Raw genomic sequence first — 20,568 nt, 5'->3', positions numbered from 1 at the left:
TTTAATTTTATTTACAATTTTTTTGAGCCATTTGTGCTCTTTCTAATCCCCATGAAGGTGAAAAAACTGTTTCAGGTTTAAAAGTAGCAAAAAGTCCAATAGCTTTGTCAATTTGCGCACACATTGGTTTCGTATCCGTTCCCCAGAATTTCGCTCCGCCTATTTCAAATTCGGCTTCACAAAACACAACTCTAGGGTTTTCAGGAGCAATGGCCTTTGCTTTTCCATACAATTCCATTACCGGTCCGGCCAATTTTTGTCCGTTTGTCATGGGATCAAATGCAATCCAGGCGGTATGAATCATGGCTTGAACTACAAGCAACTCAGCATTATTAGGGTTTTTATCCATTTCAGCATCAAGGGCTTTTTGAGCTTTATCAAGCAATAAACTTACTTGCTCTTTATCCTTTGTGGCAAAAGCAGCATTTGTATTTACCAGTGCCACATAATAATTAGGCAACCAGCTTGATTTTTCGGCAGCAGCAATTCTTTCAAATAAGGCGGATGCTTCGGTACTTTTTCCTTCACCCCACAATTGAAGTGCTTTACCCATACCTTGTTCAAATTGGCCTTGAGCCGAAACATAAGAACTGATAAACAATACGATGGTAACAATAATTTTACTCATAACTTTAGTTGTTTTAATTGGATTTTGGTTCATTGTTGTTTTCATGATTTTTTGATTTTAAGATTATTTGATATGATGTTTGAAACGCTTTGTTTTAATTACACTTCAAAAGTAGATTGCTTTTTACAGCTTAAAAATTGATTCCTACCGAACTGTAGAATTTAATGGATGAGTTGTGTTTTGAATAGATATTTATTTGTAATTTTGATAAAAAGACTTGAAGATGAGCACTGCTGAATTAAAATTAAAATTATTCCGTGAAATCGATAATTTGGAGAAAACCAAACTAGAGAAAGTGTACGGGTTACTATTAAATTTTATTAATTCGGAGAATAATGGCAATGAATGGGAAGTAATGTCATTAGCTCAGCAACAAGGACTACAAGACGCAATAGAAGAACTGGATTCAAATTCTGGTATTAATCATCAAACTGTTTTGGATAAATACAAAACAAGATATGAATAAAGCAATCAGGTGGTCTTCATTTGCTGACAAAGACCTTGCTAACCTATTAGAATATCTTGATGCAAAATGGAACAAATCAGTTTGTTTAAACTTTATTGACCATTTGGATTATTGCATAACTTTAATCCAAGAAAACCCTGCGCAATTCCCGTTTATCAATAAAAAACTCCAAATTAGAAAGTGTGTAGTCACTAAACAAAATTCTCTTTACTACAGAGAAACAGACACTACTATTGACATTTTACGGCTGTATGACACCAGGCAACATCCTACAACTTTAATTTGAGATAAAAGTCATAAAGTAACATGAGTTTACATATATCAGGCCTTTAGACCTTTTACTTTAAGACATTATGACTAATTTAAAGATTCCTTAACTGATTGTCTTTTTTATCGTTACTGATAGTCCAAAAGAAACCTACAAAGAAAAAACGATCTGCTGTAGGAGTAATTTCTCTACGGTTGTAAATTCCAACGTTGTTTGGATTTTTAGCGTATTCGTACCCAAATACATTTTGAGATCCTAAAATATTTGAGACAGAGAAATATAAAATTTTCTGTGGAGCCAATAAGTACGCCCAATTAAAGCTTAAATTGTTAAAATCTTTCGTTTTTCCGTTCATAAATTTTGTTTCATTCGGATTGTTGTACGGTCGGCCAGAACTGTAGGAATTCGTAAATCCTATTTGCGATTTCCAGTTTGTAATAAAGTATTTTGTAACGATAGACAAGCTATGATCAGCAACAAAACTTGGTGTGACTGCAGCCTTGAAATTTCTATAATCTCTTTCGGTATCTATGTAAGAATAGGAAATCCAATACTCAAGATTTTTGATTGAATTGTTGTCGCGCCAAAACAAGTCTAAACCTGTAGCGTATCCTGAACCAGAATTATCATAATTTGAATTGAAAGCAGCTACATCAGTTTCAAATTTCACTAAATCACGATAGTTTTTGTAATAGGTTTCGGCTCTAAAAGTTTTTCCATTTTTAGCATACTGAAAATTTAAAAGATAATGTGATGCTTTTTCACTTTCTAAAGGATTATTTGCCGTATACTTGAGATAATCAGCGTTAGGAGTTTGAGTAAAATCACCATAAGCAAATGAAAACTGACTGTTTTTAGCCATTTTGTAAGCAAAAGAAATTCTTGGCGAAATAGCGTTTTCATTTAGAACACTGTTATTTGCTGCGCGTATTCCCACTTTTGCAGCCCATTTTTTAGAGAAGAAAATATCAGCCTCAGAGTACACTGCTGCTATGTTTGAATCATATCCACTGTTAAAAACCATACCTGAATTTTGCCTGAAATCCTCATTGAATTGCGTAACAAAATAATCAGCTCCAAAAGAAAGTTTTAATCGATCTGAGAAACTTTTTTTCAACTTCACTTTTAAATGTGCTGCATTTTCTTCATTGACCACTTTATCTGAATCTACGTTTATGGCATTATTGCTGTAGCCATAACTCAATCCAGAGGTGATTTGCCAGTTGCTCCCAAAAACTCCTTTGTAAGACGTATTAAAATAGAAATTGTTGTTGTTTAAATCTACTCTTATCTTCTCTGGAGCATTGATAATTTCTTGATTGATATCAAATTTTGAAGCATCAAATGCAGCGTATACTTTTAAAATACCATTATTAAAATTATAGCGATACACCGTTTCACCAGACAGGGATTGAAAAGGACTGTTCCAATCTACGTTTTGAGGAATCGCAGCTTGATAAGGAGCCAGATTCAAATAATTAGCATTCACACTCAGGGAACTTTTTTTCCATTTTTGGGTATTCCCAATTCCTAAACCTACGGTCATCAAACTAATTTCAGTTTTGTTTTGATCTGGATTATCCTGCGTATTGAGTAATAATACACTGGATAAAGCTTCGCCATATTCTGCAGAATAGCCACCGGTAGAAAAAGCGATTCCGCTAAATAAAAACGGTGAAAATCGGCCGCGAGTAGGTAAATTGTTCGCTGTTGCACCATAAGGTTGCGCTACTCTAATACCATCTACAAATGTTTGTGTCTCATTAGCCTCGCCACCACGAACAAACAATCTTCCGTCCTCGCCTACCGTTTGTGTTCCTGGCAACGTTTGCAAAGCTGCAATAATATTCCCTGCTGATCCTGCTGTGGTAACAATATCTAAGGGTTTTAACACCGAAACTCTCGATTTATCACCCGCTTCAAATGTTCCTGCAGTAATGACCACGGCATCAAGCGCTGTAACACTTGAACGGAGCTTAATGGTTATATCTGTAAAAGTAGCCACATCAATTGCAGTTCTTGAAGTTTCGTAAATCAAAAAGCTAACTACTAAGGTTTGATTTCCCGTAGCTGTGGTTGTAAAACTAAAACTACCAGAATCAGAACTTGTGGCGCCGTCATAGGTTCCTTCTAAAAAAATATTAGCCCCTGCAACAGGCTTTCCTTTTTCATCAACTATTTTACCTGAGATTGTTTTTTGTGCTAAAAGAAAAGAGCTAACTACTAAAAATATAAATGTGAGTGTGGTTTTCATAATGTTGTGATAATTTGATGAACCAAAAGTATCTCAGAAAAAAAGCTTTGAAAACAGAACCTTACTCAACTGTTGAAAATACCGTCTGAGTTGTAGAATTTTTAATTTTAGGCTATATTTACCTAGTTGCAAAAGATAAGTATGCTGCGAGTCGCGTGAGGGATAGTAGTGAAAATCCTTTGCTGACCCGTTGCAAAAAAGGGGCAGCAAAGATTGTAACGAATAGCCCGACCGGAGCTTTTGCGGAGGGCACGCCCAAAAAAATAAAACCCAATGGAATTGAAATCGGAGAAAGAAAAAATGATTACTGGCGAATATTATTCGGCTGGCGATCCGGTGTTAGTAAAAGACCGCCGACGAGCCAAGTTATTGTTGCACCGCTTGAATGTGACAGAGTATAGAATGACCAAAAAAGCGCGCGAAATTATTCAGGAATTGATTCCCAATGTTGGGACCAACTTATATATTGAACCACCATTTCATTGTGATTACGGGTACAATATCGTGTGTGGCGACAATGTGTATTTTAACGTAAACTGTGTGGTGCTGGATTGTGCCACGGTAACTATAGGATCGAATGTTTTTATAGCGCCTAACGTGCAATTATACACCGCTACGCACCCACTTGATGCGGAATTGCGCAAAACGCTCGAAAACGCTTTACCTATAACTATTGGCGATGATTGCTGGATAGGCGGTAATAGTGTGATTTGCCCCGGTGTAACGATAGGTGCGGGTTGTGTAATTGGCGCAGGATCTGTGGTTACGAGAGATATTCAAGACAACTCACTCGCGGTAGGAAATCCTGCGAGAGTGATTCGGAATTTAAAAGCATAAGGTTTTTGTAATTTTTTTTGGCGGCTACAAAAAAATCCTATCTTTGGTTTACTAACAACAAAAACATAGAAAATGAAACAACTTAAATTAGTATTGGTATTTGCTTTATTTGTCGTTGCCAGTTCAGTATCGGCACAAAGTACTTTTGACAAATGGCCGGCAATTAAAGAATTTCACGGAGTAATGTCGGAAACTTTTCATCCAGCAGAAGAAGGTAATTTAGCACCAATCAAGGCACGCTCTGAAGAAATGGTTCAAAAAGCAGCTTCGTTATTAAAGTCTGACATTCCTACTGAGTTTAGAACAGATGCTATTTTGGCTTCGGCAGAACGTTTGCAATTGCAAAGCAAAGCCTTACACAAATTAGTTGTAGCTAAAGGCGATGATGCTGCTATTGTAAAATCGATTACTACATTGCACGATACCTTTCATGAAATTGTAGGTTTGTGCTCCGACTCTAAAAAATAAAACACCAAGCCCAATCGAGTGATTGGGCTTTTTTTTGCTTACTTCTTATGCTTTCACTTTCAAAAATTCACCATATCGCTGTAATTTGCAGTGATTATCAAAAATCTAAACAATTTTATACTGAGTTTCTCGGCTTGCAAATTCTTCAAGAAGTGTATCGCGAAGATCGCCAATCGTACAAACTAGACTTAGCGCTGAATGGCGATTATGTGCTTGAGTTGTTTTCATTCGCAAATCCGCCCCAAAGGCTGTCTCGTCCAGAAGCGGCGGGTTTGCGTCATTTGGCATTTGAGGTAAATGACATTGCAGCTACTAGCCATTTGTGCCTGCTTGAAGGCGTAAGTGCGGAAGAAATTCGCGTAGATGAATACACCAATAAATCCTTTTTCTTTATCAGTGATCCTGATGGTTTACCGATAGAGTTTTATGAAAAATAAAGTCTAAAAATTTGGCTTGCTTTGAAATCAGGACGATGGCAATGCACAAAAATCTTATCAACAAATCGAGAAAGTAAAATTTAAATCTGAAATTAAATTTTACCTTTGACCTTTCAATAAAAACAACGATTATGGTTTATAAATTTAGAGTCATTCTAGACGCCGAGGAAGATATTTTTAGAGACATTGCAATACTTGAAGACGATACTTTAGAGGATTTACATAATGCTATTTTCAATTCTTTTGGTTTTGATGGAATGGAAGTAGCTTCTTTTTACACATGTGATGAAACGTGGAATCAAGAAGAAGAAATTCCGATGTTTGATACCGGCGATGTTCCTGGCGAACAAAAAACCATGAGTGACTACAAATTATCAGACATTTTAGATAAAGAAAATACGAAAATCATTTACGTGTACGACTTTATCAACATGTGGACATTTTTAGTAGAATTGGCCGCTGTTGAAGAGCAAGTGGCTGGAAATTTCTATCCTGAAACTTTATTTTCTCACGGTGAAATGCCCGATGAAGCGATGGAAAAAAACTTTGAAGCTGATAATGCCGACGATTACAATGATGAATTCGAAGACGGTTTTGATGAAGATGATTTAGACATGTTTGAAGGCGATGACAGTTTTGAAGACTACGGTTTTGAAGAGAATTGGAATTAAATTTAAAAAGGGACTGAGGAACTAAGCGGCAAAGGTTCTGAGGTTTGAAGTAAAAAAGATTCAAAGGATTTTAAAATTAATACAAATGAGTACATTTCGAGACTTACTAATTTGGCAAAAATCGATGATTCTAGTTACGGATATTTATCAGTTAACAAATACATTTCCAAAAGAAGAAATTTACGGATTAACTTCACAAATTAGAAGGTGTTCGGTATCAATTCCAAGTAATATTGATGAAGGATACGGAAGAGATGGCAACAAAGATTATTTGAAATTTTTAAATATCGCAACCGCATCCCTGTTTGAAATACAAACGCAAATAGAAATAGCATTCAATTTAAAATACATCACTGAATTACAATTTAACAATATATACGAAGCAAGTAGAGAACTAGAAAGAATGATGTGTTCCTTTATTAGAAAAGTAAAGGAACGAAATTAAAACCTTTGTTTCTTTGCCACTTTGCTGCTTTGCACCTTACCAAATAATATGATCAACTTATTCAACACCCATATCGAAAATTTATCCATTCACAGAGTGGGTAACAAGAGTAGAAACGAAGCTATATTTCTATCTGAGCAACCGTATGCGTTGCAAGATGAAATTGTGCCTTTGATGAAAGAATTTTTCTTTAAACCGTTTCGTGAGAAAGAGGAAAATTATTTCCAATTTGCACACGAAATCGATTTGGATTACAACGACATGTTCAAATATGCCACCGAGATTTTTGACAATCCGAATAGCGTTCACGAGGTTTCAAAAAAAATCACTACGCATTTGTTTGAGCAATCCAATCACCCACATATCAAAAACGGTGAGGTTTACGTAACTTATTTAACCAATTTAAGCATTGACAACAATGTGGTTGATGCCATTGGTATTTTTAAGAGTGAAATTCAAGCTGACTTTTTACAATTTGAAGAAAAGGCCTCTCAGTTAGAAATGATTTTGCAACAAGGTGTAAGTTTGAACAAGCTTGACAAAGGCTGTTTGATTTTTAACTACAAAAAAGAAGAAGGATATAAAATTTTGACCGTAGATAGCAACCGTTATGACGCACGCTACTGGTTGGAGCACTTTTTATCAGTAGATGCTTTTGAAGATGAAAATTTCATCACTAAAAAGTATTTGAAATTCTGTCAAAACTTTGCAAAAGATGTTGTTTTCCCGGCCGAAGACAAAAAAGAAGAAGTGATGTTCATGAACCGATCTGTGAATTATTTTGCCAAAAACGATCAGTTTGAAGAAACTAACTTTTTAAATGAAGTTTTAGATAATCCAGATTTGATTCCGGAGTTTAAAAACTATAAAACCGATAAAGGCGAGAAATACAGTATTGAGGATGTTACCTCCTTCCCTATTGCCAATGCAGCAGTATCTGATGCCAGAAAATCAATAAAAAATGTCATCAATTTAGATACGCACATTCAAATTAAAATGGATTTTATCAATCCTGAAAGTGCTGAAAAATTTGTTGAAAAAGGTTGGGACGAAGAAAAACAAATGTACTATTACCTGGTTTACTTCAACAAAGAAGAAAAAAACTAATATTTACCTGCAAGAAAAGAATCTTTACTCGAATTACCATTATATCTCCAAATGCCAAGTGTATTTGGAGATTTTTTTTGGAAAAATAAAATGATTAATTAGCAACGAAAAACTGTGGTTTCTTTGTAAATTTACCCTTCAAAAAAACACAAAAAATGGCGCAATTTTTCTTTAAAGAAAGTCCGTTCAAAACCTTAATTTCTTTTCACAAACTCATTGAAAATTTAGAAGAAATTGCCAATAGCGATGTGGATTATAGAGCCAAATACGCTCAAGCTCTTTTACAAGAAATTGCACCTTTTCCAGAGTTTAGAACGGGTATTGAAGATTTTGATGTGATTTTTGAAAAATCTGCTTTGATTAAAAATTTATTGGCTGATTTGTTTCCGACAGCATTGACGCACAACGAAATTAAAGCAGTAGCCATTCCATTTCAAAATTTTACATTTAATTACACCGAACGCTTTAAAAAAATCGTTGACGAAGCCGGTGTTTTGTTTGATATTGCCATAAAAGACTTTGATGCCGATCAATTTTACGTCATGAGTTGTACACTCATTCTAAACGAAATTTACGGTCAGCATATTGATTTTAACAAACCTTTGTTTTATGAAATTCCGAATAAAAAAGGAATCATGAACCAATACCGAATTTTGTACAATGCTGACTTTTTAGAAATATTACCAACGGATTCAGCTCCTGAAATTACTCCTGAAGACATTGATTTACTGATGGATAATTTTGATAATATTGCTTTGTGGAAAGAAAAATTCCCGGTAGAAAGTTGGATTTTAAAAGGATTTGGTATTGCCATTTTATTCGATGCTACAACAGAAAGTTCGATATCAAAACTAAAAAGTAATCTTTTAAAACCTGATAAAGAACAAATTGCAATTCAAGAAAATTCTGAGTCAATCTTTAGATCTATATTTAAAATAGCCGACTTGCGGGTGGGAGTCCTTATGTACAATGCGGAAGAAGATCAATTTATAAAGCCCACCATTAACGACAGTAGCTTGCATAGTTTTATACTAAATGAACAGCAGGAAATAGCTTGTCAAGATGGCTTTTTGGGCTGTTCGTTCGAGAATTTGTTATCCAATAATCAAATTGTATCTATTTCTAGTGTGTCCAATTTTAGTCGAATAGCAGGTAATGAACAATTGGGACAACACTTATTAACCCAAAACATTCAGAGTTGTGTTTTTGCACCTATTCTTAAAAACGGCTTATTACTTGGTGTACTGGAACTCGTTTCAGCAAATGCACGAGCATTAAATAGCATCAATGCTAGTAAACTAGATTTGATTTTACCGTATTTAATTGATACCGTAGAACGATACAATATTGATATGCAAAACCAAATTGAAGCGGTTATTCAACGTGAATACACCGCAATTCATCAAAGTGTGTATTGGAAATTCAGAAAAGAAGCGCTCAAGTACGTACAATTACAAACACGAGATTACATTTTTAAAGAAATTGTTTTCAAAGAAGTGTATCCGCTGTACGGCCAAATTGATATTAAAGGCTCATCAGAACATCGCAATAAGACCGTTACTGATGATTTGAAAAACCAAATACAATCGCTCCTAAACTTGTTTAGCAACGATAATTCGAGTACTAATTTGGTACTTGTAGAACAACGAAAATTTGAACTTCAAACGCTAATTACCGAACTTGATCAGCCCTTTAAAGCAGATACAGAGCAGCAAATTCAGCATTATATTGAAAATGAGATTCATCCGATTTTAAAAACTACAGATTTTAACGAGACTACGCAAATCGAGGTCAATCGTTATTTTGAGAGTTTGGACGAAAAATCTGGGCTATTTTATCACTCCCGAAAAAAGTTTGACAATGCGCTTTCCATCGTTAATAAAAAACTAGCTTCATTATTAGATGCTAAACAAGCAGAAGCGCAGAAAATTTTTCCACACTACTACGAGCGTTTTAAAACGGATGGAGTAGAACACAATTTATACATTGGCGCCTCTATTGCACCAACCAAAAATTTCGAAAATTTGTATCTGCATAATTTGAGACTATGGCAATTACAAACCTTGTGCGAAATGGTTATGGAGCACAACCAACTTAAGTTTTCATTACCTTATGAACTGGATGTAACTGCTTTGATACTAGTTTTTAGCTCTCCTATTTCTATTCGTTTTCGAATGGACGAAAAGCGTTTTGATGTTGACGGCACCTACAACGCTCGCTATGAAGTTGTCAAAAAACGAATTGACAAAGCACACATCAAAAACAAAGAAGAGCGCATTACAGGACAAGAAAAAATTACGATTGTGTATTCGCACAATAACGAGGAACAAGAATACCTCAACTACATCAAATTTTTGCAATTCAAAAAAATACTCGAACCTACAATTGAACAGTTTGAAGTAGAGGATTTACAAGGTGTTTCGGGCTTGCGCGCCATTCGAGTCAAAGTATGCAACAACATATCATCTCCGTTAGAAAAATTGTATTCATACCAAGATTTACTTGATGAAATTCAATAATGTTATGCCATTTTAAAGGCAATGACAAACGCAATTACGGAGACAATAATTCCGATCATAAAAAAATTGTAAGTTAAACGCAAAAGGCGGTATTTTTTTTCGAGCACCACACCCAAATAATACAAATCTTTTATCATTGAATTGTATAAATAATCTTTGTCTTTCATCATCTCATTCATTGCCCATTGGTACTCTTCGAGTGGCATTTTATAAAAATTTCCAAAGAAAAGTAAATTGACTTTTTGATTCTCAATATCTTGGCGCGAAAAAACGCCTTTCGTCACCTTTGGGCGTGTCGATAAAATAGCAAAAATGATTGTGGTCACACTTGACATCAACATGATGAATGTCGGAATCATCAAATGCACATTTTTTGGACTATCTAATTTGGGAATTAAAATGGATAACGCAATAGAAATAATAATAGCATTTACAGATAATAAAATATTGGCTTTACTATCTGCAATCCCGCTCAATGTCGTATGATTGTTGAGCGTGACTCTAAACAAAGTATCAACGGCACGATCGGGCTTTTCCTCTTTTTTACGGTTTTCAGCAACCAATACTTCCTTTTTTGAATTTATTCTCAATTTATCAATTTTCTTTTGCAATCTTTTCTTGTTTTTATCTTTTAAAGGTTGCCAATTGGTAATGGCAAATGTGGTGTAATATTGGTGTATGTTGGTAAGAAAGTTTAAATTTTCCTGCCACCACTCTGCATCCGAAAATGTTTTTTGATCCAAATTATGCCATTCCGCGCGCAATGCTCCACAAGAATCTACATATTCTCGTTTTGATAGATGGTAATAATCGGCATCCTTGATAATTTTTTCTAATTTATTTTGAGGCTCATAGCTGTAAACCGTCGTCATTATGAGTTGTGCAACTTGTTCTTGATAAGCAGTGGCATTGGGTTGTGTGGCTAAAAACTCCTTTAAAAACACTACACTACTCTCTTCGTGTTTTTGACAGCCATTGATATAACCTATATCATGAAACCAAGCAGCAAGAAGCAACATTTCAAGCTCATTCTCCGTTACACCTTCATGTGCAGCAATAATTTCAACAGCGGCCACAACATCTTTTGTATGACTGATATTATGATAGGTATATGAACTAGAAAGTTTATCTTTGAACTGTTTTTCTACGAATTCTTTGGCTTGTTCTATTAAATTCATGGATGTATTTTTACTCAACTAAATTATGAAATTATTTTCAGATAGCCGTTTTAAAGCTTTGATTAAACGAGTTCTTTTTTTAATTGTGCTGATACTCATTATGCAATCGTGTGCTACTTATCATGCGCAATATGGCAAAAACAGCAAAAACCCAACTCAAAACGTAGTTGATAGTTCAAAAATTGCCCATACCTTTTTTTTAATTGGCGATGCAGGAAATGCCAACGAAAAACGAGCGCAAGAAACGCTACAATTACTTCAAAAACAACTTTCAAAAGCACCTAAAAAAAGTACTTTGCTATTTTTGGGCGATAACATTTACCCGAAAGGCTTGCCCGATCATGAATTTACCAATGAAGGATTGATTGCCGAGGACAAACTGACCAAACAACTCGATTTGTCTAAAAACTTTAAGGGATCAACCATCTTTATTCCTGGTAATCACGATTGGTACAGCGGTTTAAAAGGATTAGAACGTCAAGCTCAATTTGTTACCAATTTCTTGAATAATAAAAAATCTTTTTTACCAAGTAAAAATTGTGCTATTGAAGACTTAGAACTGAACGACAACCTGACTTTAGTTACTATTGACAGCCAATGGTTTTTAGAAAATTGGGATAAGCATCCTACCATAAACGATGAATGCAGCATCAAAACACGCGAAGATTTTTTTACGGAACTGGAAAGCATTTTGGTGAAAAATCAAGACAAAACAGTCGTTCTTGCGGTACACCATCCACTAATGAGCAACGGATCACATGGCGGACAATTTTCATTGCAAAAACAGTTGTTTCCACTCGAAAAGAAAATTCCGTTACCAATAATCGGCTCATTAATTAATTTAATCCGAAAAACATCTGGAATAAGTCCGCAAGATTTACAAAACAAACCGTACGATCTTTTTACAAAAAGAGTAAAAACCTTGCTACAAAGTCACGCTAATGTTATTGTTGTTTCCGGTCACGACCACAATTTACAATACCTAGAAAAAGACAACATCAAACAAATAATTAGCGGCGCTGGCTCAAAACATGAAGCCGCAAAGGCTGTTTTTCCAAACGATTTTTCATACGGAAAAAATGGTTTTGCCAAGTTGTCTATTTTTGAAAACGGAGCTTCGAAAGTTGCTTTTTTCGGAATCGAAAACCATCAAGAAAAATTACTTTTTGAAAAACAAATCAGCACAGCTAAGCAGGATCATGATATTAAAAGTTTAGCTGAAAATTTTCCTAAGCAAACAACCACTCAAATATATAGCGCCTCACAAACAAAAAAGTCAGGTGCATATCGTTTTTTCTTTGGTAAACATTACAGAACGTATTATAGCCAACCCATTACTGTACCTACAGCAACCTTAGATACACTTTTGGGCGGACTCACACCCAATCGAGCTGGCGGCGGACACCAATCTAACTCTTTGCGCTTACTTGACAGCAACGATCGCGAGTACGTAATGCGTGGCATGAAAAAAAGTACAACACGCTTCCTGCAAGCTGTTGCTTTTAAAAAACAATTCATTCAAGATGAATTTGAAAACACCTATGCCGAAAGTTTACTCGCTGACTTTTACACCACTGCACATCCTTATACTCCGTTTGCTGTTGGAAACTTGGCTGAAACAATTGGAGTAGCGCATACCAATCCAAAATTATTTTATGTCCCGAAGCACGCGGCATTAGGAAATTTTAATGAACAATATGGTGACGAACTGTACCTCATTGAAGAACGCCCAACGGACAGCCAACTTGGCGTAAAAAATTTTGGTTCTCCTACCGCAATTGTAGGTACTGATGATGTTTTAAAGAACTTACGAAAAGACGAAAAATATGCCGTTGATGAAAATGCCTATATCAGAGCGCGCTTGTTTGATATTTTAATTGGTGATTGGGACCGTCACGAAGACCAATGGCGCTGGGGCGAATACCGTGTGGGTGAAAAAATAATTTACAAACCTATTCCTAGGGATCGCGATCAAGCTTTTAGCAAATACGATGGCACTTTGGTATTTGTATTGATGAATAACGTGCAGTTGCGACACATGCAAACGTTTAAAGACCATTTAAAAAAAGTAAAAATTATGAGCCGCGAGGCCTACCCGCTTGATTTGGCTTTTTTAAAAACTAGTACTTTGGTAAATTGGATGCAAGAAGCCACTTTCATTCAGAACGAATTGACAGATAAAGCAATTGACAAGGCCTTTAATTCTTTACCAAAAGAAGTTCAGGACGGTACCATTGAATCTATTAAAGCAAAACTAAGAAAACGTAAAAAACAATTGTTGCTTGCAGCTGAAACTTATTACAAAGTGTTACAACATACTGTTTTATTGGTTGGTACGGATAAAAAAGATCGATTTGAAATTCGAAAAAACAATAAAAATCAAGTTGAAGTCGCTGTTTTTAGAAAGAAAAAGTCAGGTGATGAACTGCAATACAGCAAGCAATTTTCAGACATTACTACCAAAAAAATATGGATTTATGGTCTTGATGATGATGACGAATTTCAAGTTACAGGTACAGCATCGTCTAGCATAAAAATACGTTTGATTGGCGGCCAAAACGAGGATACATATCAAGTAGAAAAAGGCAAAAAAGTTAAAATTCACGATTTTAAAAGCAAAAACAACAATTACCAAGTTGATGCCGCAACAAGAATGCGCATAACTGATAATTATGAAAGCAATTTATACAACTACAAAAAACCAAATTATAATTATTTTACAGGCTTGCCCAATATTGGTTTTAATCCTGATGACGGTATTAAACTAGGAATTGTAACAGGTTACATCGTGAACGATTACAAACAAAATCCGTACACCCAAAAACATACTTTAAAAACCAACTATTACTTTGCTACAAGTGGTTATGAAGCCATTTATAACGGTAAATTCCCAAAGCTTTTTGGTAAATGGGACGCCGATATTGAAGGACGATTTACAAGTCCAAACTTCTCTATCAACTATTTTGGTTATGGAAACGAGACAACGAATAATGAGAAAGATTTTGGGCGTGATTTCAATAGGGTAAAAATTAGAATCTTAAAGGTCATGCCATCACTTAAAAAAATTGGCTTGTTTGGTGGTACATTTCAATTGCAAACCGTTTATGAACGCATTAATGTTGAAGAAACTCCAAACCGTTTTATTGAGAATTCAACTCAAGTGCGACCAGAGGTTTTTACCAATCAGCATTTTGCAGGAGCAATGGTTAAATATAGTTTTGAAAACTATGATGAACCTGCATTTCCTTCAATGGGAATGGGATTTAGCATTAGCGGAAGCTGGAAAACAAATCTTGAAGATAGCAAGCGTAATTTCCCTACGATTGAAAGCAAACTGAATTTTAATCATAAAATTGATGCCAAAGGAAAGGTTGTACTAGCTACGATTGTAAAAGCCAAACACGTGTTAAACTCTAACTTTGAGTTTTATCAAGCTGCTACTTTGGGCGGAGATTACGATTTGCGTGGTTTTAGAAACGAACGATTTTTAGGAAACCAATCATTTTATCAAAGCAGTGATTTACGTTTTAACATCGGAAAAATTAAACGCAGTATCATCCCGATGAGTTTTGGAGTTTTGGCTGGCTACGATTACGGCCGCGTTTGGCTGAAGGGAGAAGAATCAGGCAAATGGCATCAATCAATTGGAGGTGGTGTATGGCTGAACGGACTCAATGCGCTCACGGCCAGACTCACCTACTTTAAAAGCAACGGCGAGCCAGCGCGCATCGCTTTTGGTTTAGGATTTGGATTTTAGGTTCTTTAAACTAGTTTTATAGAGTTTTCCGCCATCGCTTCCCGCTTTTTCATCAGCAATGAGAATCGTGTCAGCATCAATGAATACGGCCGACTCTTTTTGCGAAAAATGACCTAGCTCTAAATTAGATTGTGTTCCGTTTAAAAAATTTCCATTGGAATAACCCTCCAAAAGAATTAGTTTATCGTGCGTGAGTAAAGCAACTTTTGTTCCGTCAGGACTTATTGTGGCACTTGTTATCGCGCAATGATTGTAATTGTCGCAAGTTTTTAAGGAACCTAACAATACGGCCGCATGAGTTCCGGCTTGGTTAGGCACTTGATACAAGAGAGCTGTGCCATCAAAATTTTTACTACGGTTTTTGGTAAACAGATAAAAATACCCTTGGTGCTCAAAAAAACCCTCTACATCGTACAAAAGTTCTTTCTTAGAAGGTGGGAATTCCTTTTGCTCCGGATAATAAAAAGCTATTTCGTAGGCTGCATTTACTTCGCCATCCGTTAAAGACGAATGATCTACTTTATAAATCACCAAATCCTTGCGTTCATTATCGTTATTTCCAAAATCACCAATGTAAATATTGCCCTCTTTATCTTGAGTAATATCTTCCCAATCGGTATTAGTTGCATTTGTAATTTCGCAGGTCTTGGCAATCGACCCGTTTTTATCTAAACCATAAATCTTATTTGGGTTTCCACTGTCTGCAAGCGCCCATAGCATTTCAGCTTTGGTATCAAAAGTGATTCCTGAAACTTCCTTTAACTTTTTTGGAAGCTCGTATTGTTCTTGCAATACAGTTGAATCTTGTTGACAGGCTCCAGCAAGAAGTGCTATAATTGGTATCCAATGTTTTTTCATACTCGATTTTTTTATCTAACCTTTATTTTGGTTGTTATATTTAAGAAACGGAAATCCGTTACATTTTATTTTTAAACAAATTAGCATTTTTGAAATTCCGAATAATGAACTCAAAAGCAGCTGACATAACAGTTCCCATTGATTTTGCTTTTTTAAAATTCATGTCATTGGTGTAGCGATACAATTCCATTTTGAGCTGTTGCAAATGAGCCTCAGGTGCTAATTCGTCTTCGCCCATAATTTCGAGCAAACGATTAATACGATTTTCGGCCGACAGAATTCGTTTGGCCAAAACGGCACGTTCTTCATCTTTGTATTGCTCAATCGAACTTTCTTGCAATTTGTCTTTCACCAATTTTACCATCGGATAATTTTCCTTGAAAAATTGCGGACGATATACTTTAAAATTGCCTTCGTAACACTGTTGATCAAAATCAATTGCTCGAATTTTATACACCACATGGTCAAAATCGTGTATTGGAACAATCACATAATTATAGGAGCGCATGTCACCCAGCAAACGAATCATACAGCGTTCATTGAATTTTACAAACTCTTTAGCAATTTGTGCTTTTTCAGTTTCAGAACGCTCTTGCAAAAGGGTTTTGATAAAAACATCTCCAGGAATTCCCATAATATGCTCTTCGATAAGCGTATCTTTATAAACCAAAAAATTGATTTTGTCAGGCGATAAAATGTGCTCTAGCTCTAAACCATAAATACGTGATGCATCAGCTTTTTTGACATAAAAATGCGTGTAATTGTCGTTTAGAATATTTCGAACCTTTATTCGGAATGGTTTTGAATTCCCAAACGTACAATAATCTATAGAATCAATATTTAAAAACTTGATGATGCTCAAATTTCCATCAGAGTGTAATAAAGAATATATTTTTTTTAAATTTAAATCAATTTCATTACGCTCAAATTCACTGTAGTAAACCCTAATCCATAAAGTATCCTGATCCAATCGATCGTAAACAGTAACCGAGCCAGAAAAACGCAGCAAGTCATCATAAAAAACAGACACTTCAGACAAACGATCAAAGCGTTCAAGGTATTCTAAGAGCGCCGGATTTACAGGATACGAAGGTTTTTTAAAGATCATTATTGGCTCATTCATATCGGATGGATTTATAACAAATTTACAATAAAACTGAAGATTCGCAGTTGATACCTCCCTAGAAAAATAGAATTTTTCGAAAGCTACTAAATCACAGATGATATAAGAAAAGTAGTTAAAAAATACTTTTTCGTTTCCTATTTATCTCAATATTCAGAAATAAAAACCTAAACCATTGATAAGAAATCAATTAGGTAAAATTTTTAAATTATTAATCATAAATCTTAATTTTTTATGTTAAAAAAAGAGGTTCCCTGAATTTAAATTTTATATTTGGACGCCAAAAATTAATTAAATTTATATACCACATAACTAATGACGGATAAGCTTGAACTCTATTTCAAGGCTGCACAATCAGCTAAGATTGGCATCTGGAAAATGAATTTGGACACCAATGAAATTTTTTGGGATGCTGTGACCAAAAGAATTCTTGAACTTCCTGATGATTTTATTCCTGTTAAAGGAAGTGGTATTAAGTTTTACTCCGAAGGTGATAATAGAGAACGCATTTCCCATTATATGCGGCGGGCGGTCGAGGAAGGGCAATCGTTTAATGACAAATTTCAAATTACAACGGCAAAAAACAATATTCGTTACATAGAATGTATTTGCCAAGTTGAATTTAAGGATGGAAAAGCAACCAATTTGCTTGGTACTTTTCAGGATATCACCAATGAACAAAACCTTATTAATGAGCTGCAGCTGAACGTAGAAAAATTTTCATCCATTTTCTCTAGTGCCAATGATGCCATTTTTATCATTAATACTTCAAGCGGTTTTATAACCGATTGCAACCCAAGATCTAAAGAACTTACAGGTTATCAATTATCTGAATTAAAAGGACTACATAACTCACAACTTTTTCCAGAAGAAGCACGAAAAGAGGCGCGATTATTTTTAAAATACAACTTAGAACGGAATGAGTACACCGTAAACGAAACCGTTTTAAAAGCCAAATGTGGTGAACTTATACCTGTAGAAATTGCTTCGGGTAAAAAGTTTATGGTAGACAATATCACTTATTTAGTATGTTACATTAGAGATATCAGCGAGCGGAAAAAATCTGAAAAAGAACTCAATTTACTATCGCTTGCAGCTTCTGAAACGACTGATACTATCGTTATTGCAAATGAAAAAGGTAATGCAGTTTGGGCCAATCAAGCCTATTTAGATTTAACTGGACTGACTATGGAAGAAGTAATCGGGCATAAACCAGGATACCTATCTATTGGACCCGAGACCGATCCTAAAACCAGTGAATTATTACGACTAGCAGTAAAAAACAAAGAAAGTATAAAAATTACGATCTTGAATTATAACAAGCAAGGCGAAAAGTACTGGTACGAACTTAATATCACCACCGCCTTTGATGCGCAAAATAATTTTGTGAATTTTATTGGCGTAGGTCGCAATGTAACTTCAAGAATCGAGAAGCAACTAGAATTAAAAAAATTACTAGAAGTTACGAGCAATCAAAACAATAAACTTTTCAACTTCACACATATTGTTTCACATAACATTCGTTCACACACCAGTAATTTAGCGATGGTAGTTGATGTAATTGAAAATACGGATGATATTAACGAAAAATTATCCTACTTTGATTTGTTCAAGGAAGGTACCCAAAAACTATCTGAATCGATTGATTATTTGAATGAAATTATTACCATTCAACAAAAAACTAATATCGAAAAGAAAAACATCTTACTGAAAGAACAAATAGAGAAAACTAAAATGGCATTGCGTCTCGCAATTCGCGAAAGTAAAATCATTATTACTGACTCTATTCCGGAGGATTTAACCGTACCAGCGATCCCCGCCTATTTAGACAGTATTCTGTTAAATTTGTTTACTAACGCTATAAAATACAAATCAGCTAAGCATACAGCTACCTTGCACATTGAATTCGAAAAAGTAGATTCGTATACCGTACTTCATTTTAGAGATAATGGGCTTGGACTAAACCTCAATAAAAACGGTCATAAAATTTTTGGTATGTACAAAACCTTTCATGGTAATGAAGATGCCAAGGGTATTGGATTGTTTATTACCAAGAATCAATTAGAAGCTATGAATGGCAAAATTGAAGTTGAAAGTATCGAAGGAGAAGGGTCTAATTTTAAAATTTATTTCAATGAAAAATAAATTGACCTATATCATTGACGATGACAAGTTAACGGCTCGATTGATGACTATTTTAATTACCAAAAATAATTTTTGCGAAAAAATAGAATCGTTTCCAAATGCGCAAAGCGCTATCGATGTACTGCGCGAAAATGTGCGTAATCAAGCGGAGCTACCTGATGCCATTTTGCTAGATTTGAACATGCCGATGATGGATGGCTGGCAATTTTTAGATGAATTTATGCTGCTGCCATTTCTGAAGGACATTCATGTTTTTATCATGACCTCATCTATCGACCCCGTAGATATTGAAAAGGCAAAAAAATATGCCGTAGTAAAATACTATATTGACAAACCCATCACTATTCAAAAACTGCAATACATGCAGGAAATTATCGAAGGAACAAATTAAAGCAACAATTTAGTAACAAAATAGGCACTATTTCGTCCTACTTTTAAACTAAACAACGAAACCTTTGAAACCTATCCTTACTATTGAAAACCTCAACAAGCGTTACGGCTCCGTTCAAGCACTAAATAATGTTTCCTTTACTATTCAAAAAGGTAATGTTTACGGAATTCTTGGTCCCAACGGAAGCGGAAAATCAACAACATTGGGTATTGTACTTAATGTAGTCAACAAAACTTCGGGCCAATACAGTTGGTTTGGAGGTAGTATGGCTACGCACGATGCGCTAAAGAAAGTAGGTGCCATTATTGAAAGACCTAACTTTTATCCGTACATGACAGCACAAGAAAATTTAGAATTAGTGTGCAAAATTAAAGGCATTAACTACGCTAAGGTTCATGAAAAACTGGAACTTGTAGGACTCCTTGAACGTAAAAACAGCAAATTCACTACCTTTTCACTAGGGATGAAACAACGATTAGCAATCGCTTCGGCTTTGTTGAACGATCCCGAAATTTTAATTTTAGACGAACCTACAAACGGCCTTGACCCCCAAGGAATACATCAAATTCGAGATATTATAAAAGTAATTGCTGCGCAAGGAACCACTATTCTACTTGCCTCACACTTGCTTGACGAAGTAGAAAAAGTGTGCACACATGTCGTGGTGTTAAGAAAGGGTATAATTTTATATACTGGTTTAGTAGATGGAATGGCTGCAAATGAAGGCTTTTTTGAACTACAAGCAGCAAATAATGAAGAATTACAAAATACACTTGTACAGCATCCTGCAGTACAAAAGTGTTCTATTGAAAATGAGAAAGTTTTAGTGTACTTAAAAGAGCCGCTTGAAGCCAAAGATTTGAATCAATTTCTGTTTGAACGCCAAATTGTGTTACAACATTTGGTAAAAAGAAAAAACAGTCTTGAAGAGCAATTTTTGACACTTACTGGTCAAAAATAAAAACGCCTCACCAAATCATGCCGGCGCATCTGCCAGGCCCAACTATTAATTTCGT

The 20,568-nt window shown here is 35.2% G+C and carries 18 protein-coding genes; 13 read left to right on the top strand and 5 right to left on the bottom strand.

Features of this window, described 5'->3' with window-relative positions:
- Positions 1–7: 7 nt before the first annotated feature.
- Positions 8–628: a hypothetical protein gene (locus tag ACXX8U_RS04065; RefSeq protein WP_458566383.1), complete on the bottom strand. Its 621-nt coding sequence runs from the start codon at positions 626–628 to the stop codon at positions 8–10.
- A 223-nt stretch (positions 629–851) separates the two neighbouring features.
- Here ACXX8U_RS04065 and ACXX8U_RS04060 point away from each other — a divergent pair, with 223 nt between their 5' ends.
- Both ACXX8U_RS04060 and ACXX8U_RS04055 read left to right on the top strand, forming a co-directional pair.
- The gene (locus ACXX8U_RS04060) at positions 852–1,094 is read left to right on the top strand and encodes a hypothetical protein (RefSeq protein ID WP_458564720.1); all 243 of its coding nucleotides are present in this window, start codon (positions 852–854) and stop codon (positions 1,092–1,094) included.
- Entirely contained in the window at positions 1,087–1,380 is a 294-nt protein-coding gene (locus tag ACXX8U_RS04055) for a type II toxin-antitoxin system RelE/ParE family toxin (RefSeq protein WP_458564719.1), read from the top strand. Before ACXX8U_RS04060 ends, ACXX8U_RS04055 begins: the two co-directional genes overlap by 8 nt.
- A 76-nt stretch (positions 1,381–1,456) precedes the next feature.
- Here ACXX8U_RS04055 and ACXX8U_RS04050 read toward each other — a convergent pair whose 3' ends face one another.
- A complete protein-coding gene (locus ACXX8U_RS04050; RefSeq protein ID WP_458564718.1) occupies positions 1,457–3,616 on the bottom strand; it encodes a TonB-dependent receptor in 2,160 nt (719 codons plus the stop codon).
- 279 nt (positions 3,617–3,895) lie between these two features.
- On the opposite strand from ACXX8U_RS04050, the gene ACXX8U_RS04045 reads away from it, so the two are divergent.
- The 7 genes from ACXX8U_RS04045 (at position 3,896) to ACXX8U_RS04015 (ending at position 10,100) form a co-directional block, all read left to right on the top strand.
- Positions 3,896–4,453 (top strand): sugar O-acetyltransferase, encoded by a 558-nt coding sequence (locus ACXX8U_RS04045; RefSeq protein WP_458566382.1) that lies wholly within the window; start codon positions 3,896–3,898, stop codon positions 4,451–4,453.
- Between the two features lie 72 nt (positions 4,454–4,525).
- On the top strand, positions 4,526–4,921 hold the full coding sequence (locus ACXX8U_RS04040; RefSeq protein ID WP_166135064.1) for a hypothetical protein: 396 nt from the start codon (positions 4,526–4,528) through the stop codon (positions 4,919–4,921).
- A 47-nt stretch (positions 4,922–4,968) separates the two neighbouring features.
- A complete protein-coding gene (gene gloA2, locus ACXX8U_RS04035) occupies positions 4,969–5,358 on the top strand; it encodes an SMU1112c/YaeR family gloxylase I-like metalloprotein (RefSeq protein WP_458564717.1) in 390 nt (129 codons plus the stop codon).
- 131 nt (positions 5,359–5,489) lie between these two features.
- Positions 5,490–6,029 (top strand): IS1096 element passenger TnpR family protein, encoded by a 540-nt coding sequence (locus tag ACXX8U_RS04030; protein WP_458564716.1) that lies wholly within the window; start codon positions 5,490–5,492, stop codon positions 6,027–6,029.
- Positions 6,030–6,114: 85 nt separating this feature from the next.
- Positions 6,115–6,474, top strand: coding sequence for a four helix bundle protein (locus tag ACXX8U_RS04025; RefSeq protein ID WP_458564715.1), 360 nt, complete (start codon positions 6,115–6,117; stop codon positions 6,472–6,474).
- Between the two features lie 48 nt (positions 6,475–6,522).
- Entirely contained in the window at positions 6,523–7,581 is a 1,059-nt protein-coding gene (locus ACXX8U_RS04020) for a nucleoid-associated protein (RefSeq protein ID WP_166135052.1), read from the top strand.
- A 155-nt stretch (positions 7,582–7,736) separates the two neighbouring features.
- Positions 7,737–10,100: a GAF domain-containing protein gene (locus ACXX8U_RS04015; RefSeq protein WP_458564714.1), complete on the top strand. Its 2,364-nt coding sequence runs from the start codon at positions 7,737–7,739 to the stop codon at positions 10,098–10,100.
- Between the two features lie 2 nt (positions 10,101–10,102).
- Here ACXX8U_RS04015 and ACXX8U_RS04010 read toward each other — a convergent pair whose 3' ends face one another.
- Entirely contained in the window at positions 10,103–11,278 is a 1,176-nt protein-coding gene (locus ACXX8U_RS04010; protein ID WP_458564713.1) for a Pycsar system effector family protein, read from the bottom strand.
- Positions 11,279–11,303: 25 nt separating this feature from the next.
- Here ACXX8U_RS04010 and ACXX8U_RS04005 point away from each other — a divergent pair, with 25 nt between their 5' ends.
- Positions 11,304–15,035, top strand: a complete 3,732-nt coding sequence (locus tag ACXX8U_RS04005; RefSeq protein ID WP_458564712.1) for a metallophosphoesterase — start codon at positions 11,304–11,306, stop codon at positions 15,033–15,035.
- On the opposite strand, the gene ACXX8U_RS04000 is transcribed toward ACXX8U_RS04005, so the two are convergent.
- Complete coding sequence (locus ACXX8U_RS04000) at positions 15,018–15,893, bottom strand: SdiA-regulated domain-containing protein (RefSeq protein ID WP_458564711.1); 876 nt, start codon at positions 15,891–15,893, stop codon at positions 15,018–15,020. The genes ACXX8U_RS04005 and ACXX8U_RS04000 overlap by 18 nt on opposite strands.
- Before the next feature lie 58 nt (positions 15,894–15,951).
- The gene (locus ACXX8U_RS03995) at positions 15,952–17,016 is read right to left on the bottom strand and encodes a hypothetical protein (protein WP_458564710.1); all 1,065 of its coding nucleotides are present in this window, start codon (positions 17,014–17,016) and stop codon (positions 15,952–15,954) included.
- Between the two features lie 315 nt (positions 17,017–17,331).
- Between ACXX8U_RS03995 and ACXX8U_RS03990 the strand changes: the two genes are divergently transcribed.
- The 3 genes from ACXX8U_RS03990 (at position 17,332) to ACXX8U_RS03980 (ending at position 20,513) form a co-directional block, all read left to right on the top strand.
- Positions 17,332–19,161 carry a sensor histidine kinase gene (locus ACXX8U_RS03990; protein ID WP_458564709.1) on the top strand — a complete coding sequence of 610 codons (1,830 nt, stop codon included), beginning with the start codon at positions 17,332–17,334 and terminating at the stop codon, positions 19,159–19,161.
- Positions 19,151–19,552: a response regulator gene (locus tag ACXX8U_RS03985; protein ID WP_458564708.1), complete on the top strand. Its 402-nt coding sequence runs from the start codon at positions 19,151–19,153 to the stop codon at positions 19,550–19,552. The genes ACXX8U_RS03990 and ACXX8U_RS03985 overlap by 11 nt, the downstream gene beginning before the upstream one ends.
- 64 nt (positions 19,553–19,616) lie before the next feature.
- Positions 19,617–20,513: an ABC transporter ATP-binding protein gene (locus ACXX8U_RS03980; protein WP_458564707.1), complete on the top strand. Its 897-nt coding sequence runs from the start codon at positions 19,617–19,619 to the stop codon at positions 20,511–20,513.
- The last annotated feature ends 55 nt before the right edge of the window (positions 20,514–20,568 follow it).

The organism is Flavobacterium sp. GNP001 (genome assembly GCF_054343775.1).
This window is presented reverse-complemented; position numbering and strand designations above follow the sequence as displayed.

Coding starts and splice junctions, on each gene's coding strand:
- ACXX8U_RS04065 (WP_458566383.1), bottom strand. CDS start 628: ATGAGTAAAATTATTGTTACCATCGTATTGTTTATCAGTTCTTATGTT.
- ACXX8U_RS04060 (WP_458564720.1), top strand. CDS start 852: ATGAGCACTGCTGAATTAAAATTAAAATTATTCCGTGAAATCGATAAT.
- ACXX8U_RS04055 (WP_458564719.1), top strand. CDS start 1,087: ATGAATAAAGCAATCAGGTGGTCTTCATTTGCTGACAAAGACCTTGCT.
- ACXX8U_RS04050 (WP_458564718.1), bottom strand. CDS start 3,616: ATGAAAACCACACTCACATTTATATTTTTAGTAGTTAGCTCTTTTCTT.
- ACXX8U_RS04040 (WP_166135064.1), top strand. CDS start 4,526: ATGAAACAACTTAAATTAGTATTGGTATTTGCTTTATTTGTCGTTGCC.
- gloA2 (WP_458564717.1), top strand. CDS start 4,969: ATGCTTTCACTTTCAAAAATTCACCATATCGCTGTAATTTGCAGTGAT.
- ACXX8U_RS04030 (WP_458564716.1), top strand. CDS start 5,490: ATGGTTTATAAATTTAGAGTCATTCTAGACGCCGAGGAAGATATTTTT.
- ACXX8U_RS04025 (WP_458564715.1), top strand. CDS start 6,115: ATGAGTACATTTCGAGACTTACTAATTTGGCAAAAATCGATGATTCTA.
- ACXX8U_RS04020 (WP_166135052.1), top strand. CDS start 6,523: ATGATCAACTTATTCAACACCCATATCGAAAATTTATCCATTCACAGA.
- ACXX8U_RS04015 (WP_458564714.1), top strand. CDS start 7,737: ATGGCGCAATTTTTCTTTAAAGAAAGTCCGTTCAAAACCTTAATTTCT.
- ACXX8U_RS04010 (WP_458564713.1), bottom strand. CDS start 11,278: ATGAATTTAATAGAACAAGCCAAAGAATTCGTAGAAAAACAGTTCAAA.
- ACXX8U_RS04005 (WP_458564712.1), top strand. CDS start 11,304: ATGAAATTATTTTCAGATAGCCGTTTTAAAGCTTTGATTAAACGAGTT.
- ACXX8U_RS04000 (WP_458564711.1), bottom strand. CDS start 15,893: ATGAAAAAACATTGGATACCAATTATAGCACTTCTTGCTGGAGCCTGT.
- ACXX8U_RS03995 (WP_458564710.1), bottom strand. CDS start 17,016: ATGAATGAGCCAATAATGATCTTTAAAAAACCTTCGTATCCTGTAAAT.
- ACXX8U_RS03990 (WP_458564709.1), top strand. CDS start 17,332: ATGACGGATAAGCTTGAACTCTATTTCAAGGCTGCACAATCAGCTAAG.
- ACXX8U_RS03985 (WP_458564708.1), top strand. CDS start 19,151: ATGAAAAATAAATTGACCTATATCATTGACGATGACAAGTTAACGGCT.